Here is a 15,287-nt window from a genome sequence, read left to right as displayed (position 1 = left end):
AGTTCTCCGGAGGCAGACTCAGGCCATGTTCAACTGATCGCGACAATACTGGATGGCGCGGGCGATTTCCCGCATGCGGTCCGAACCTTCGGGAACCTTGTATTCGAACTCGATTGTTCCCTGCATCAGCCAGCGGTTGTCGCGAATCAGGCGGAGGACTTCGCCTATCGGGGTGTCCCCCTGGCCGAAAGGCGTGTTCGGCCCCTCGCGATATTTCCGGTCCTTGAGATGCACGTGGGTGATGCGTTCGTGGTGGCGCTTGATGAACGGAACCGGCGACATGTTGCTGCCGGCGACGAAGTGCCCGAGGTCGACATTGGCCGCGTGGTATCTTGCCAGGGTGAACGCATGCTCCCAGATGCTGGCCGTTGTCGACGTGTGCCCGTGGTAGGCGACCCAGAACTCGTGCTTGTCGGCAAACCGGCCGACGCGCTTCAGTTCATCGTCGACAAAGGAGATTTCGCTCGAAATGGCGCGGGCGCCGAGGGTTTTTGCCAGAGCAAAATGATAGTCCAGTTCGTCATCCGAAAGCTTGAAGATGTTGTCGACCTTCACGATCTCGATCTTCACGCCGCCGTCTTCGTACATCTTTCGAAATTCCTTCGCCCGGGCGAGCGGGGCCGAACTCCGCCATGACTTCAGCGTCGCTTTTCTGGCTTCGAGTTCGGCATGCGAGACCTTGATTCCCTTGGCCGGCTGGTAGATCAGCTCAGGCGCGGCACCCATGTAGGTTTCGACGGGTTGTGCGCGGAGTTCGACCGCGCTCAAGTCCAGGGACGCGCAGTTCGAAAGAACATCGGCTCCGGACATTGCCGGATTGCCGAAGCTGTAGGGCACATTTATCCCGATCTGCACGCCTTTCACCAGGGAGTTTGGATGAACCCTGGCCTTGCGCGGAGGCGCGACCCCCAGCAGGGGGTTTGCCGAAGAAAGCAGCCCGGCGGCGGGAACAGCCGACAAGGCGAGTTTGGCAAAGTCACGGCGGGTATAGGTTTGCATGAGCAGGGATATGGAGGAGGAGGAAATCGTGGGACGCCGACCGGTGCGCGGGCGGTGTATCCCTCATGGAGGAGGAAACAGCACTCTGAGTGTTCTGCGACGCAAGGCAAGGATGTGGCCCCGCAGGCTGCAAGTTTCCCGCACTGGAAATTTGCGGACGCATGGTTATACTGCTCGCATCATGAATTTCCGCCTTGTTACCCCTCCGATCTTCGCAATCGCGATTGCGGGCGCTGGTGCTCTTTGGGCTGCCGGCGACAAGAGTCTAAAACAGAAACCCATGGCCAAAGACGCACTTGAATGCAAAGTTGGTGAAGTTTCCGCCTGCGGGCTTCCTTCAAATGTCGTGATCGACATGAGCAAGGTGAAGGTGCAGCGGACTGACGAGGAATGGCGAAAGCTCCTCACTCCCGAGCAATATCGCGTGGCTCGGAAACAGGGCACGGAGCCTCCGTTCCGGAATGCCTATTTCGACAAGAAAACGGACGGTGTTTATTTTTCCGTCTGCAGCGACACGCCGCTTTTTGACAGTCGCGACAAGTTCGACAGCGGCACGGGATGGCCCAGCTTCACGAAGGCCATCGAGCGCTCCTTTGTCGGTGAAACCCGCGACTCCACTCTTGGCATGGAACGCATCGAGGTGCACTGCACGGTTGACGGAGCCCACCTCGGCCATGTCTTCGACGACGGTCCACGTCCGACGGGGCTGCGCTACTGCATCAACAGCGCGTCACTCCGATTCATGCCGCGCGCCGAGTACGACGCGTGGGTCGCGCGTAACGACAGGAAACCCTGACCGCCCCCGTGATGGAAGCTGGGGGATGACACAGGCATTGCTGCCTGTGCCGGCCTTGATCCCTCCAGTCGGGCCAACCGGGAACAATGCGCCCTCAAAGTTTCGGAAACTTCACCCAGCGCGCGCCCTTTTTTGCGCTTTTGACCGCCGTCTCGATGAAGGCCATGCCTTCGACGCCGTCGTCGATTGTCGGGAAGTCGTAGCTTTTCCTGGGCTTTCGTCCGCTGACCTGGTCCTCGATCGCCTCGGCGGCCGCAAGATAGACATTGGCGAAGGCCTCGATGAAGGCTTCGGGGTGGCCGAATGGCGTGCGTGAGTATTTCTGTGCGATCGGGGAGAGGTAGCTGTTGCCGCGGCGAAGGACGATGCGCGGCTGGTTGACCTCCTTCACGATCAGCTCATTCGGGTGCTCCTGATGCCACTCGAGCGAGGATTTGGTGCCGTAGATCCGGATGTTGAGGTTGTTCTCGTCACCGTTGGAAATCTGCGACGCGTAGAGGATGCCCTTGGCTCCGCCCTTGAATCGAACGAGGCAGTTGCCGTCATCGTCGAGTTTGCGGCCAGGAATGAACGTCGAAAGGTCCGCGCAGATCTCATCGATCTGCAGGCCGGTGATGAAACGCGCGAGGTTCTCCGCGTGGGTCCCGATGTCGCCCATGCAGTTGGATACGCCCGAGATGTTCGGATCCATGCGCCAGTTGGAGATTTTTCCGTCGGCCTTGTTCTGCATGGCGGTGATCGCATAGCCCTGGGGGTATTCGACGACCACCTTGAGGATCGTGCCGAGCTGGCCGGCCTGCACGCGGTGCCGCGCCTCCTTCACCATGGGGTAACCTGTGTAGTTGTGCGTCAGCGCGAAGACCCGTCCGGTCTTCCTGACGACATCGCGCAGCTTGCGCGCCTCCGCGAGGGAGAAGGCGACGGGTTTGTCGCAGATGACGTGGATGCCCGCTTCCAGAAAGGCCCTGGCGATGGGCACGTGCGTGTTGTTGCGCGTGACGATCGAGACGAAGTCGATGCGCTCGGTCGGGGGCAGCGCGGCTTCGGCGCTGATCATCTCCTGGTAGGTGCCGTGGACGCGCGCCGGGTTCAGATTGAGGTCCGCGCCGGAGAGCCGGGATTTCTCCGGGTCGGCGGAGAAGCAGCCGCCGACGAGTTCAATCCGACCGTCGAGCGCGGCGGCCATCCGGTGCACGGCGCCGATGAATGCGCCGCGACCGCCGCCGACCATGCCCATGCGTAATTTTCGTTTGAGAGCCATGATGCAAAATTGCCTTTGGATTTGGGTTATACCGGAATTCTGACCGGTTTGCCGGAGGAGGCGGATTTGTAGGTTGCGTCGATTATCTTCATGAGGGCGACCGCCTGCTCTGGAGTATTGAGCGGGCGCTCGACGCCCTCGATGGCGGCGATGAAGTTGGCCGCGGATCGATTGCGTCCCATGGTCTCGTCCGCCGGAACGATGATGGAGCGGTTGACCGAGCGTCCGTTCTCCTGCGTGTAGAGTTCGCACGCATCGATCGAGGTGTTGTCGAGTCCATCGACACCGAAGAGACGCCGCACCAGACCGCCGCCCTTGGTGCCCTGGAAGGTCACCGAAACCTCCTCATTCCTGACCATTTCCGCCCAGGAAATCTGCAGGGTCACGACCTGGCCGGACTTGAAGCGAATCATGCCATGGCAGGCGTTTTCCACATCGGTCACGCCCTTGGCGACATCCGGGATTCCCCATGGGCCTTTGAAGCTCTTGTCCTGGATGAAGTCGTTGAACGTCTGGGCGAGCACCCATTCCGGCTCCGGGTAGCCCATGAAGTGGAGCGACAGATCGAGCATGTGAAGCAGATCGATCAACGGCCCCCCGCCGGACATCGCCTTGTTGGTGAACCAGCCGCCGAAGCCCGGGATTCCGGTGCGACGGATCCATTTTGCCTGCGCGGAATTGATCCGGCCGACCGCTCCCTGGGCGATGTAATCCTGCATGGCGTAGGATTCCGGGCGCGCACGATTGTTGAAGTTGAACATCAGGGTGCGTTTGGCGGCCCTGGCGGCCGCTGCCATGGCTTGCGCCTCCCGTGCATTCATTGCCGGAGGCTTCTCGCAGAACACATGCTTGCCCGCCTTCAGCGCCTGGATGGAGAGCGGCGCGTGAAACTTGTTGGGCACGATGATCGAGACGGCGTCGATCTCGCGCACCTTCAACATTTCCGCCGGATCGGCGAAATGCGCGGCGATCTTCTCGCGTTCGGCAACCCGTTTGGCGGCCTCGACGTTTGTGTCGGCCACGGCGACGACTTCCGCTCCAGCGGCGCGAAAGCCCGCTGCGTGATAGCGAAGCATGCCGCCCGCGCCGATGATTCCTACTTTGATGCTCATGGGATGAAAATTACTGGTTCTTCTTGTCGAATGCCGCGTCGAAGGCGAGCGTGCTGGATGGAAAGTCCGTCTTGCGAACGAAGGCCGCTGCCTCGGTCGCTCCGTGCACGCGGTCCATGCGGATGTCCTCCCACTCAACGGAGAGCGGACCGCGGTAACCAACGTCGTTCAGTGCGACGATCACGTCCTCGAAGCGGATGTCTCCGTGTCCGAGCGAGCGGAAATCCCAGAAGCGTCCAGGATCGCCGAAATTGGAATGACCGCCGAACACGCCGATGCTGCCGTCACCATGCCCCCACCAGACGTCCTTCATGTGCACATGGAAGATCCGGCTGCCAAAGCTGCGGATGAACTTCACGTAGTCGACGCCTTGGTAGCCGAGGTGCGAGGGATCATAGTTGAAACCGAAGCGCTTGTGCCCCCTGACCGCGTCGATGGCGCGCCGGGCGGAGGCGATGTCGAAGGCGATTTCAGTCGGATGGACCTCGAGTCCGAAATTGACATTGGCCTTTTCGAAGGCGTCGAGAATCGGAGTCCAGCGTTTGCCGAAATCGGCGAAGCCCTTGTCCCAGTAGGCCTGGGAGGTCGGCGGGAAGGCGTAGATCGAATGCCAGATCGACGAGCCGGTGAATCCATTGACGACCGCCGGGGAGTCGTCGCCATTCCTCCGGCCCGGTTTGGCGTCGAGAAATGCGCGTGCCGCCCTGGCAGTCAGTATCATCTGCCGCGCGGCCCGCTTGCGCACACCCTCGGGATCGCCATCGCCCCAGATGGCGGGGGACAGGATTGCCTTGTGACGCTCGTCGATCAGGTCGCACACGGCCTGCCCGACCAGGTGGTTTGAAATGGCGAAGGCGGTGAGGCCGTTGTCCTGAAGGAGCTGCCATTTCTCCTGGACGTACTTCTTCGATGACACGGCGGCATCGACGTCGAAGTGGTCGCCCCAGCAGGCGAGCTCGAGTCCGTCGTAGCCCATGCTTTTGGCGAGCGGCGCGAGCTTTTCGAGGGGAAGATCGGCCCACTGGCCGGTGAACAGAGTGACGGGTCTTGGCATGTTGGATGGATGGGTTTCGAGTTAGGGTGTTGGAGTGCCCGGGGTTGCTGTCGACGCAATCGGAGCTGACGAGACAAGTTGATCGTCTTGCATTCAATCGGGGAGCAGCAAGAGGAAAGGATTCGCACGGCAGGGAAAACTGTCCAAGCTTCGGCCTCATGTCCTGCCTCCGCGCATTTTCGACACTTGGCATGCCACAGGCCTCGCTTGAGCAGTGCATGGAGGTCGCGCAGAACTTCGACCTCGATGGCATCGAGGTCAGGGTCCTTGAAGGCATGATCGATCTGCCAGCCTACCTGGCGAAGACCCACGGCTCGCCCGAGGCACTCGCCGAAAAGCTCGGAATCGGTACGGAGCTTCGCAAGGGGGTGCCAATTGTTGCGTTTGGAACCTCGCTCAAATTGATCGGCTCGACTGCGGAGGAAAGGGCGGCGTTCCTGGATTTCCTGCCCTGGGCGGAGGCGCTCGACGTGCGATGGCTGCGCGTCTTCGACGGTGGGAAACTCGCGGATGCGGCGGAGATCGCGGAAGCCGCGGCGACGGTGAGGTGGTGGCAGTCCGAACGCGCCTGGCGCAAGGCCACTCCGGAGATCATGGTCGAAACGCACGATGCACTCGTAAACGCGGCAGCCGTGCGCCGTTTCGTTGATGCTGCTCCGGGTGCGGCGGTCCTTTGGGACGCGCATCACACCTGGAAGAAAGGGGGAGAGGATCCGTTGCAGACCTGGGCGCGGATAAGCGAAAGTGTTGTGCACGTGCATGTGAAGGACAGTATTTCGATACCAAGTGCGCGCCACCCGTACACCTACACGCTGCCCGGGCGAGGGGAGTTCCCCATGCGTCCGCTGATAACGGAGCTGGATCGGCATTTTCGGGGAGTTGTGAGCCTCGAATGGGAAAGGATGTGGCACCCCAACCTTGCTCCGCTCGAGGAAGTGCTCCAGTGCGCGCGGGATTCCAAATGGTGGTGAAGGTGGAATGAGGCGCTGGCACGAATTTCGCTGGCATCCTGGCAGCGCGTCGAAAGCGTAGGAGGCCGTGGCGAAGTCTCCTGAAATGCGGCGGGCCGATCCTGGCGGCGGGGAATCCGGGGTGCGGCGTCATGTCCTGCCCTGGGAGCGGCCGCTGCCTCGATCCGCCGCGGAATGGTTTGCACGCGACTGGACAGGGCGGGGCCCGCTCGACCTGGGCGACTGGCTTGTGGTGGTCCCCACGAGGCAGTCCGGACGGCGGCTGCGCGAAGCGCTGGCCATGCTGGCGGCGGAGGCCGGACAGGCCGCGTTTCCTCCCAAGGTTGTCCTGCCGGAGTTCTTCCTGTCGACCGGTGAGGGGCGGGAGCGCGTGGCATCCCGCGCGCAGCATCTGCTGGCGTGGATCGAAGCGCTGCGAAAGGTGAAGTTGGAGGATGTGCGCGCGGTTTTCCCGGTCGACCCGGCATCCCGCTCCTTCACCTGGGCGCGCGAACTCGGTGCGCAGTTGATGAAGCTGCAGCGCCTCCTGCTCGAGGGCGGGCTCACGATTGCCTCGGTGTCACCCGCCATGCGCGCGGGAGGCGCCGCATTTTCCGAGGATGAGCGGTGGACGCAACTCGCCGGGCTCACGCGTGAGGTCGAACGGATTCTTCGACGGAGCGGGCTGGAGGACCCCATCCTCGCCACACTCGAACAGTCGAAGGTCTCCGGGTTGCCGGAGGGAATTGAGAGGATTGCAGTGATCGCCACGCCCGATCCGATTCCTCTGGCGGCGAGCGTGCTGGCCCGTCATGCGGAACGGATTCCGGTGTCGGTGCTGATTCACGGGCCCCTGGACGAACCGGTGGACGCGCTCTTCGATGCCTGGGGGCGGCCGCTGCCGGAGGCCTGGTGCCGCCGACGGCTCGACTGGCCGGATTTCAAGGAGCGGGTTCATCTGTGCGCCGACCCCAGGGAGCAGGCGGAGCAGGTGGCGGGGCTGGCCGGCCGCGCGCCGGATGCGAGGGAGCTCCTCGGTATTGGCGTTGCGGATACAAGTGTGCTGCCCGCGCTCGAGCAGTCGCTCAAGCGCGCGGGATTCGTTGCGTACAATCCTTCCGGACATCCCTGGCGCAACGAGGGCTTTCATGCCCTGCTGTCCGTGCTGGCGGATTTCGCACGCTCGGATTCGTGGGATGCGGTCAGGGGCCTGGTTCGATGCCCGGATGTGCTGGAGTGGCTTCGCACCGCGGCGGGTCCCCGCGGATCCGCCGCGCGTCTGCTCAGCGAGACCGACGCGATCGGCGAGGCGCACCTGCCGCCCACGCTGTCGGAGGCGATTCGTCATGCCTCCCCCGGCGAGGGGGAAGCGGACGCCGCCGGACGATTCTCCACCGCTCGAGACGCGCTGGCGCGGCTTGCCGGACTCCGGAGCGTCCTTGTCGCCGGTTCATTTCCCGGGAATGCCGTGACCGCTCTGCAGCAGATTTTCGCCGGCCGCCGGATCGAGGCGGGATCGCTGCTGTTTGAGTCGATTGAAGCCTGGACGGAAACGCTGCGGGAGGCGGCCGCGGCGCTGGAGTCGATGCCGTCGGGACGCATCGGCTTGAATGAGGCCTGGGAGCTCTGCCTCTCTCTGCACGGTGAACGCGTGCGGTTCCCGGAGCGGAATGCCGACGCGCTGGAACTCAGCGGCTGGCTCGAGCTTCTCTGGGAGGATGCGCCCCATCTTGTGATCGCCGGCATGAATGACGGATGCGTGCCGGAGTCCGTGGTGGGCGACGCGTTTCTGCCCGAGGCCGCGAGGCGGAGGATTGGACTGACGAACAACGCCATGCGCTTTGCGCGCGACGCGTACATGCTGCAGTCGGTCGCGGCGAGCCGCGCGGGCGGTGCGGGGAGGCTTGATCTGCTCGTCGGCAAGACCGCGGCGACGGGTGATCCGCTGAAACCCTCGCGCCTGCTCCTGCAATGCAGGGATGGGGAGCTCCCGGACCGGGTGGGCTGGCTCTTCCGCAATGTCGAGGCGGGGCAGGCTTCGGTTCCCTGGACGCGGGCGTGGCGGCTCCGGCCGAAACCCGCCGCCCCGCCTGAACGCGTATCCGTCACCGCACTACGCGACTGGCTGGCGTGTCCGTTTCGATTCCATCTCAGGCATGCACTTGGGCTGAGGAGAGTGGAGCTGGACAAGGCGGAGCTGGACGCGCGCGATTTCGGCAATCTGATTCACGCGACCCTTCAACATCTGGCCGATCCTGAGGCGCGGAGGCTTGATCCCAGGAAGGATCTGCCCGGCTTTCTCCTGGACCATTTTGAGCGGGAGGCCAGCCGGCGCTACGGTGATCTGCGGACCCTGCCGCTTCTTGCGCAGTTCCAGTCGGCCCGCCAGCGCATCCTCAAGGCGGCGGCGATCGAGGCGGACGAACGCGACCTCGGCTGGCGCACCGAGCGCGTTGAATGGAAGTTTGACATCGATGTCCGGGGCATCCGGATTCGCGGCGTCATCGACCGGGTCGACCTCAATGAAAAGACTCCCGGGCGGGTTCGCGTCGTCGACTACAAGACATCGGACAGGGCGGTGCCGCCGCAGGTTGCGCATCTCAGGACCAGCCGGAGGGGTGATGATGCGCGGGACGCCTGGCAGCGTGTGCTGGTCGGAGGGAAGGAGCATGTGTGGACTGACCTTCAACTGCCCGTTTACCGCCTCGTGCTTGAGAAGGAGTTCGGAAGCGGAGTCGAATGCGGCTATTTCAATCTTCCGAAGGCGATCGCCGACTCGAAGGTGGCGCTGTGGGAGGATCTTGATGCCGGTCTTCAGCGATCGGCGAACGCCTGCCTTGAGGGAGTTTCGGCGGCGATCGCCGCAGGCAGGTTCTGGCCGCCGGTGGAGATTCCGCGACCGGAGGATGACGACTGGGCCGAACTGTTTCACCGTGGGGCGGTTGAGAGCATCGATCCTGAAGTTGCCGGGAAACTCAAGGGAACGGACGCTCCGAAGGGAGGCGGTTCATGACTCCGCTGCGCCACACGATGATCCTCGCCTCGGCGGGTTCGGGCAAGACCCATGCACTGACCAACCGGTACGTTGCGCTGCTGGCGCGCGGCGTCTCTCCGGAGCGGATCGTCGCGCTGACATTCACGCGGAAGGCGGCGGGCGAGTTCTTCGATGAGATCCTGAACAAGCTGGCCAGGGCGGCGGCCGGCGAGGACGAGGCGCGGCGCCTGGCGCGCGCCATTGGCTGGGAGGGACACTCATGCGCGGACTTCCTCGCGATGCTGCGCACAGTCGTGGATGCGATGCCGGTGCTGAGGCTTGGCACGCTCGACGGGTTCTTTGCGCGGATTGTGCGCAGCTTTCCGCTCGAACTCGGACTGAGCGGGGAGTTCGACATTCTGCAGGAGCACGCGGCCATGCGGGCCCGGCGCCGCGTGCTGCGATCGCTCTTCGCGGCATCGGACGAAAGCGACAAGCGTCAGTCGGTCTTCATTGAGGCCTTCAAACGGGCGACCTTTGGAGCGGAGGAAAAGCAGCTGAGCCGCCGACTCGACAGCTTTCTCGACGAGCATGCGGAGACCTACCTGGCGGCTCCGGATCCCGAAGCCTGGGGGCGGCCCGGGAGGATCTGGCCCGACGGTTGCGCCTGGCTGAGTGCGCAACCCCTGGTGCGCGAAGACGCCTGGGATGAACTGCGAGCCGCGCTCCCGTGGGATGGCATGTCGGTGGAGCAGCGGCAGCGGTTCGTGGATTTCTTCTCCGAGTGGAAAACATGGCGCGCGGGTGCGCCGATGAGCAAGCCGCTCTCGTACATCGTGGACAATGCCTTCAAGGTCTGGGGGGACCTGTCGTCCGGACGCGCAAGTCTCACGGTTGAACGAAGGAAAGTTTCGCTTTCGCCGGACGCGGGCAGGGTCCTGCGTGACATCATCCTGTCGATCGGCCGCGAGGAGATCGAGCGGCGCATTGAGATGACCCGCGGACTCCATGCGGTGCTGCGCGGATACGAGCAGGTCTATCACGACAGCGTGCGCCGGGGCGGAAGGCTGACCTTTGCCGATGTCCAGCGTCTGCTCCTGCCAGGCGCGGGCGGCCCGACGCTGCATTTGTCAGGTCCCGGCGAGTCGCGGGAGGAGCTGCGCCTGGCGATCGACTGGCGCCTCGATGCGGAGTACGACCACTGGCTGCTTGACGAGTTTCAGGACACGAGTTTCGGGCAGTGGAGCATCCTCAGGAATCTGATCGACGAGGCGGTGCAGGATCCGGAGGGGCGGCGCTCGTTCTTCTATGTCGGTGACGTGAAACAGGCGATCTACTCCTGGCGCGAGGGGGATCCCCGCCTGTTCCGCGAGATATTCAATCACTACAACGCCGCGAAGACGGGCGCGATCGAGGAGCTGCAGCTCAACCAATCCTGGCGCTCGGGTCCCGAGGTGATCCGCCTGGTTAACCGCGTCTTTGGCGACAGGCAGGCGCTGGCGACAGTCGTGCCCGCGGGAACAGCGGCGGCGTGGAGCAGGGAATGGCGCGAACACACGTCCGCGCATCCGGGCAGGGGCGGCCATGTGGAGGTGCTTTGTGCGGCGGACAAGGATGCGCGGTTTTCGGAGACGCTGCGCCTGCTTCGGGAAATCGATCCGCTCGCCCGGGGATTGACGGTGGCGCTGCTGGTGCAGAAGAACGACACGGCGGCTGAACTGGCCAACTACCTCCGCACGCAGGGCGGCCTGCGGGCCGTGGCCGAGAGCGACATTCCCGTGTGCACCGACAATCCGTTGGGAGCGGCGCTGCTTGCGCTCGTGCGCGCGGCCGCGTTCCCGGGAGACTCGCTGGCATGGGAGCATGTTCAGATGACGCCATTGGCGGCGGTGATGGCGGCCCGCGGGATTCGCACGCAGGAGGAGCTGACGCTCGCGCTGATTGCGGCGGTGCACGAGGCCGGCTTTGCCGGAGGGCTTGAATTCTGGATTGGCGATCTGGAGGGGCGGCTCGATCCTGCGGATGAGTTCAGCCGGAGTCGTGCGCGGGACTGGTTTGAGGCCGCGCATGCATTTGATGAGACGGGGAGTCGCGATTTTGCGGAGTTCCTGGAATTTGCGGAGAGGCATGTGAAGCGCGATGGTGATTCGCCTGTGGTTGTCAGGGTGATGACGGTTCACAAGGCGAAGGGGCTCGGATTCGATCTGGTTGTCCTTCCCGACCTTGAGGGCGGCGGCCTCGGGCAGCGGCGCCGCGGCCTGGCAGTCAGGAAGGCGGCCGATCGATCGGTGGAGTGGGTGCTTGACCTTCCACCCAATGCGTTTGTCGAGCACGACGCTGTGCTTGGCGCGTACAAGGACTCGGCGGAGGAGGATGCGGCGTATGAATCGCTCTGCGTCCTCTATGTCGCCATGACGCGGGCGAAACGCGCGATGTACGTCATTGTTGAACCCGTTGGAAACTCCAAGGCGCTGTCGTTTCCCAGGCTGCTTCGCGAAGCCGTTGGGGAAAGCCATGTGGACGGAAACCCGCTTTGGTATGAGTCCATCCAGCGGGTGGAGCCGGTGCAGGCGCGACCCGGTGTCATTGAATCCTGGCTGCCGGCGGATGCCGATGGCCGGCCTGCACTGCGTCGCACGCGCCTTGCCACGCTCACGCCCTCGGGAACGGAGCGCGCGCTTGTGGCCGTGCCGGCGCTCTTCGATCTGGAGCCGCGGGTTGCCGCGGAATTTGGCACCGCGGTGCATGCCTTGTTCGCGGTAGTGGAGTGGAGCGGCGATGCCTGGAGGGAAAGGGTCATGGCGAAGACGCCTCCCGGAGAAATCGGAACAATGGCCTGCGCGGAAATGATTGCCTGCATGGAGGCCGGTGAACTGGGCAAAGTCTTTCGCCGGCCGCCCGGCGCTGCTCGCGCGGACCTCTGGCGCGAGCGGGCGTTCGAGGTGATTCTGGACGGCGTGTGGGTGACCGGGGTGTTTGACCGCGTGGTGATTGAGCGCGACGAACAAGGCGCGCCGTTGCGGGTGAGAGTTTGGGATTTCAAGACCGACCGCGTTTCAAGCCGTGATGAAGCGCTGGAGGCCGCGCGTCGGTATGCGGGGCAGATTGAAATCTACCGGAAGGCCGCGGCGAGGCTGACGGGACTGGAGCTCAGCGCGGTCACGGCGGCGCTGGTGTTCACCCGAATCAGGGAATTTGTCGAGGGGAACGCTCCGTCGTGACCTGGCGGCGCGCGCTCGATTGGAAATGTTTGAGTCCCACTGGAGGGGCATGCTCCGTCATGCCCTGGCTTCGCCCGGTCATTGCGCTGGAAGGTGCGGTCGCGGCCCGGCGACGGCAAGCGCCAGCCCAAGGTCCCGAGCTGCCCGGGCCAGCGCTTTGTCCCGTGTCCAGAGTTTCAGCCCGTCAATGCGCGCCGCGGCCAGCAACTGCACATCCGACCAGGACAAACCACGGCCCATGAGAGCATGCTCCTCGAGGAGATGCAGCCCTTCGGCCAGGCTGATTTCTGCGGCTTGTGGAAGCTTGCGCAGGTGATTCAGCACCTCGGCGCGTTGCTTGAGGCGCCCGGCCGCCAGCTCACCGATGACCACGGTGTGGGTCCAGACCGCTCCCGCCCGCAAACACACCTGAAGATTGACATCGGCCCTGTGGAAATGATCGATCCAGACCGAAGTGTCCACCAACGCCCTCACGTGCGTCCGGCGGGCTTCCGGCGCGGAGCCGCCCTGGCACTGGTGTCCTTGCCTCCGAGAGCCGACAATCGTGCCGCCGCCTCCCGCTGGATGAGCGCCCGCAGGCCTTCGTGCAGGAGCGCGGTCTTCTCCTTCAGGCCTGCGTACCTGCCGGCCTCCTCCATGAGGGAGTCATCCAGATTGAGCGTCGTCCGCATGCAGATGAATGTGCATGATTGATCTGCATCGTCAAGCCTGCCCAGGCTGGCCGCGATGGGCAAGCCTCGGTGTGAGGCATAATTCCAGGCACCGTTTTGCAGCGTGCGTCCCCTGGGCATGACAAAGCATGCCCTTCCAACGAAATAAAAGCAGGGGCACGCTTCGTCGTGACCGGATTGGATGACAATGCATGCCCCTCCAGTTGAGGTCGATCGAACCGGCCGGCGGGCACCTCGTTCTTCAGGAGTTCAGGTGCCTGCCGCTGCGCCAGTGCCTGAGGGGGATGTTCGCGATGGCGATCAGTGCGACCTGTCCGATGCAGAAGGCGAGCAGCCAGTAGAACGCGGCCTCCATGAATCCGTAGCTGTGCAGTCCCACACCCAGCATGTTGGTGCCGAACCAGCTCCAGCTTGTGACAATGTTTCCAAAGATGGCGAGAGCCATGAGTCCGCGCGTCCGGATCCATCCGCCCCAGCGGGCGTGCAGGATCAGGGCGTTCCAGATGACGATGATGAGCGCGCCGTTCTCCTTGGGATCCCAGCCCCAGAAGCGGCCCCAGGATTGGTCAGCCCAGATCCCGCCGAGGATCGTGCCGACCAGGCTGAAAAGCGCCGCGAAGCAGATGATGCCGTACACCATGCTCTTGATGGAGGCGGCGGTGCGCGCGTCGAGCCCGCTCGTGAACACACCGCGGATGACGTAGATGAAGGCGAGGAACCCGGCCAGATAGGTCGCGGAGTATCCGACGGTGATGGTGACCACATGGGTCGCCAGCCAGAAATTCGAGTCCAGCACGGCGCGCATCATCTCAAGCGTGTCGCCCGAGAGTGAAAGGTGGTGCGCGATCAGCAGCGTGGCGAATCCGATCATCCCGCCGGCGACCAGGCCGATGCCATTGCGGTACAGTCGCTCGAGCAGCACGCACAGGCCGACCGCCGCCCAGCCGACAAAGAGGGCTGAAGAATAGAGGTTGGTCACCGGGGGGCGACCCTCCAGCCACATGCGGGTTCCGATTCCGACTGTTGTGGCGATCCACGCGAGGATCAGCAGGGCGCTGGCGGAGCGCCCGAGCATCTCCGGTGCGCGCATCCACGAAAAGATGCCGAGAAAGAACACAACGACATAGAGCGTCAAGGAGCGGAGAAACGGCTCCGCGGCGTTGAAGCGAACCTCGGCGTTGGTTTTCGAGAGGCGGTCGGGAAACCGCTTCACCAGGATGTCCCGGAACAGCTTCACGATGGTGTTGAACTGCTCGACCTGACGCGCCCGCCAGGCCGTCGCCATGCCGGCGTAGGCGAGAACGGTCGGATTCAGGTCGCCGGTTTGAAAGGATTCAAGCAGGGCGTTGCCCGCAGTCTTCCAGCCATTCGGATCAGTGGAACCGTCCAGGGGTGGAATGGCCAGGAGGTATCCCATGCGACCCATGAACTCGTAGCGCTGCGCGGATTCGAGTGTAGCCTTGGCTGCAGCCTCGTCATGGGGCTGGCCCTGCTGTCGGGCGCGGATCGCGGCCGTCCCAGCGGGAATGCCCTTGATGAAGGCGTCGAACTCGGCCAGCGGATTGGTGCTGCCCGGCGGGATGAGCGAATGCTTGAGGCGGTTGTACAGCACGAGCCGGTCGCGGAGCTCGATGACGGCCTTCTGAAACGGCGTGCGCAGCGCCTCCTCCGTTGGCTGCGCGAGCTGCGACTGCTTGTCGATCTCGGCGAGTTTGGGATCGAGCTGCCTGTAGGAGAAACGTCGATACGTTCCCGGCATGAAGCCGACCGCCGCGAGCACGCGCTGGGACGTTTTCGTGTAGTTGATCTTCAGCGACTCCTCGGTGAATCCGAGCAGCGACAGCAGATCGGGGTTGTCGATGGCAAACACCGGATAGGTGTCCGCGATCTCGGGGCGGAAAAGCACGTCGAGCAGCCACTCGGTGGGTGATTCGACAAGATTGCCGGTTGTCGGCGAGCTGACGCGCTGGCGGTCCTGGAGCATCAGCAGGGAAGTCCGTGCGACGGTGTCCATGGGCTTCAGGCGACCGTTCACGAGAATCGGCAGACGACCGAATCCGTCAAAGTCGAAGCCCCTGGGTGTTTCGACCTTGAACAGCGGGCCGACCAGATAGGCCAGTCCAAGGACGAGCGCGACACCAGCGGCCCATCGCCCTCGTTTCGATGGGTTCGGCGGGGCGGGCGGCGCCGGGCTGGGTGCCTTGGAATCGCGTGCTGTCGTGGATGCGATGGTGGATGGACTGCTCATG

The 15,287-nt window shown here is 63.7% G+C and carries 11 protein-coding genes; 4 read left to right on the top strand and 7 right to left on the bottom strand.

Annotated features, from left to right (window positions below):
• Window positions 1–18: 18 nt before the first annotated feature.
• Window positions 19–999, bottom strand: a complete 981-nt coding sequence (locus tag HS122_02625) for a sugar phosphate isomerase/epimerase (protein MBE7537294.1) — start codon at window positions 997–999, stop codon at window positions 19–21.
• A gap of 355 nt (window positions 1,000–1,354) precedes the next feature.
• Between HS122_02625 and msrB the strand changes: the two genes are divergently transcribed.
• Window positions 1,355–1,795, top strand: coding sequence for a peptide-methionine (R)-S-oxide reductase MsrB (gene msrB, locus HS122_02620; protein ID MBE7537293.1), 441 nt, complete (start codon window positions 1,355–1,357; stop codon window positions 1,793–1,795).
• A gap of 94 nt (window positions 1,796–1,889) precedes the next feature.
• Here the strand turns inward: msrB and HS122_02615 are convergent, their stop codons facing one another.
• From HS122_02615 to HS122_02605, 3 genes are read right to left on the bottom strand one after another with little or no spacing between them, the layout of a single operon-like run.
• Window positions 1,890–3,056, bottom strand: a complete 1,167-nt coding sequence (locus tag HS122_02615) for a Gfo/Idh/MocA family oxidoreductase (GenBank protein MBE7537292.1) — start codon at window positions 3,054–3,056, stop codon at window positions 1,890–1,892.
• Window positions 3,057–3,082: 26 nt separating this feature from the next.
• Entirely contained in the window at window positions 3,083–4,168 is a 1,086-nt protein-coding gene (locus HS122_02610; GenBank protein MBE7537291.1) for a Gfo/Idh/MocA family oxidoreductase, read from the bottom strand.
• Window positions 4,169–4,178: 10 nt separating this feature from the next.
• The gene (locus tag HS122_02605) at window positions 4,179–5,222 is read right to left on the bottom strand and encodes a sugar phosphate isomerase/epimerase (GenBank protein MBE7537290.1); all 1,044 of its coding nucleotides are present in this window, start codon (window positions 5,220–5,222) and stop codon (window positions 4,179–4,181) included.
• Window positions 5,223–5,380: 158 nt separating this feature from the next.
• On the opposite strand from HS122_02605, the gene HS122_02600 reads away from it, so the two are divergent.
• From HS122_02600 to HS122_02590, 3 genes are all read left to right on the top strand, one after another.
• Complete coding sequence (locus tag HS122_02600) at window positions 5,381–6,193, top strand: sugar phosphate isomerase/epimerase (protein ID MBE7537289.1); 813 nt, start codon at window positions 5,381–5,383, stop codon at window positions 6,191–6,193.
• Window positions 6,194–6,260: 67 nt separating this feature from the next.
• Window positions 6,261–9,185 (top strand): PD-(D/E)XK nuclease family protein, encoded by a 2,925-nt coding sequence (locus tag HS122_02595; GenBank protein ID MBE7537288.1) that lies wholly within the window; start codon window positions 6,261–6,263, stop codon window positions 9,183–9,185.
• The gene (locus tag HS122_02590; protein ID MBE7537287.1) at window positions 9,182–12,367 is read left to right on the top strand and encodes a UvrD-helicase domain-containing protein; all 3,186 of its coding nucleotides are present in this window, start codon (window positions 9,182–9,184) and stop codon (window positions 12,365–12,367) included. Before HS122_02595 ends, HS122_02590 begins: the two co-directional genes overlap by 4 nt.
• A gap of 78 nt (window positions 12,368–12,445) precedes the next feature.
• Here the strand turns inward: HS122_02590 and HS122_02585 are convergent, their stop codons facing one another.
• The 3 genes from HS122_02585 to ccsA all read right to left on the bottom strand — a co-directional run bounded on the left by HS122_02585 (window position 12,446) and on the right by ccsA (window position 15,286).
• Entirely contained in the window at window positions 12,446–12,832 is a 387-nt protein-coding gene (locus tag HS122_02585) for a type II toxin-antitoxin system VapC family toxin (protein ID MBE7537286.1), read from the bottom strand.
• 5 nt (window positions 12,833–12,837) lie between these two features.
• Complete coding sequence (locus tag HS122_02580; GenBank protein ID MBE7537285.1) at window positions 12,838–13,038, bottom strand: type II toxin-antitoxin system VapB family antitoxin; 201 nt, start codon at window positions 13,036–13,038, stop codon at window positions 12,838–12,840.
• Between the two features lie 241 nt (window positions 13,039–13,279).
• Window positions 13,280–15,286, bottom strand: coding sequence for a cytochrome c biogenesis protein CcsA (gene ccsA, locus HS122_02575; GenBank protein ID MBE7537284.1), 2,007 nt, complete (start codon window positions 15,284–15,286; stop codon window positions 13,280–13,282).
• Between the last annotated feature and the right edge of the window lies 1 nt (window position 15,287).

The sequence above is a fragment of the Opitutaceae bacterium genome, assembly GCA_015075305.1.
GTDB lineage: Bacteria > Verrucomicrobiota > Verrucomicrobiia > Opitutales > Opitutaceae > UBA6669.
Note: the sequence above shows the minus strand (reverse complement) of the source record. Positions and strands in the feature narration are given on the sequence as shown.

Excerpts from the sequence above, each read along its gene's own strand:
- HS122_02625 (MBE7537294.1), bottom strand. The coding sequence starts at position 999 with ATGCAAACCTATACCCGCCGTGACTTTGCCAAACTCGCCTTGTCGGCT.
- msrB (MBE7537293.1), top strand. The coding sequence starts at position 1,355 with ATGAGCAAGGTGAAGGTGCAGCGGACTGACGAGGAATGGCGAAAGCTC.
- HS122_02615 (MBE7537292.1), bottom strand. The coding sequence starts at position 3,056 with ATGGCTCTCAAACGAAAATTACGCATGGGCATGGTCGGCGGCGGTCGC.
- HS122_02610 (MBE7537291.1), bottom strand. The coding sequence starts at position 4,168 with ATGAGCATCAAAGTAGGAATCATCGGCGCGGGCGGCATGCTTCGCTAT.
- HS122_02605 (MBE7537290.1), bottom strand. The coding sequence starts at position 5,222 with ATGCCAAGACCCGTCACTCTGTTCACCGGCCAGTGGGCCGATCTTCCC.
- HS122_02600 (MBE7537289.1), top strand. The coding sequence starts at position 5,381 with ATGTCCTGCCTCCGCGCATTTTCGACACTTGGCATGCCACAGGCCTCG.
- HS122_02590 (MBE7537287.1), top strand. The coding sequence starts at position 9,182 with ATGACTCCGCTGCGCCACACGATGATCCTCGCCTCGGCGGGTTCGGGC.
- HS122_02580 (MBE7537285.1), bottom strand. The coding sequence starts at position 13,038 with ATGCGGACGACGCTCAATCTGGATGACTCCCTCATGGAGGAGGCCGGC.
- ccsA (MBE7537284.1), bottom strand. The coding sequence starts at position 15,286 with ATGAGCAGTCCATCCACCATCGCATCCACGACAGCACGCGATTCCAAG.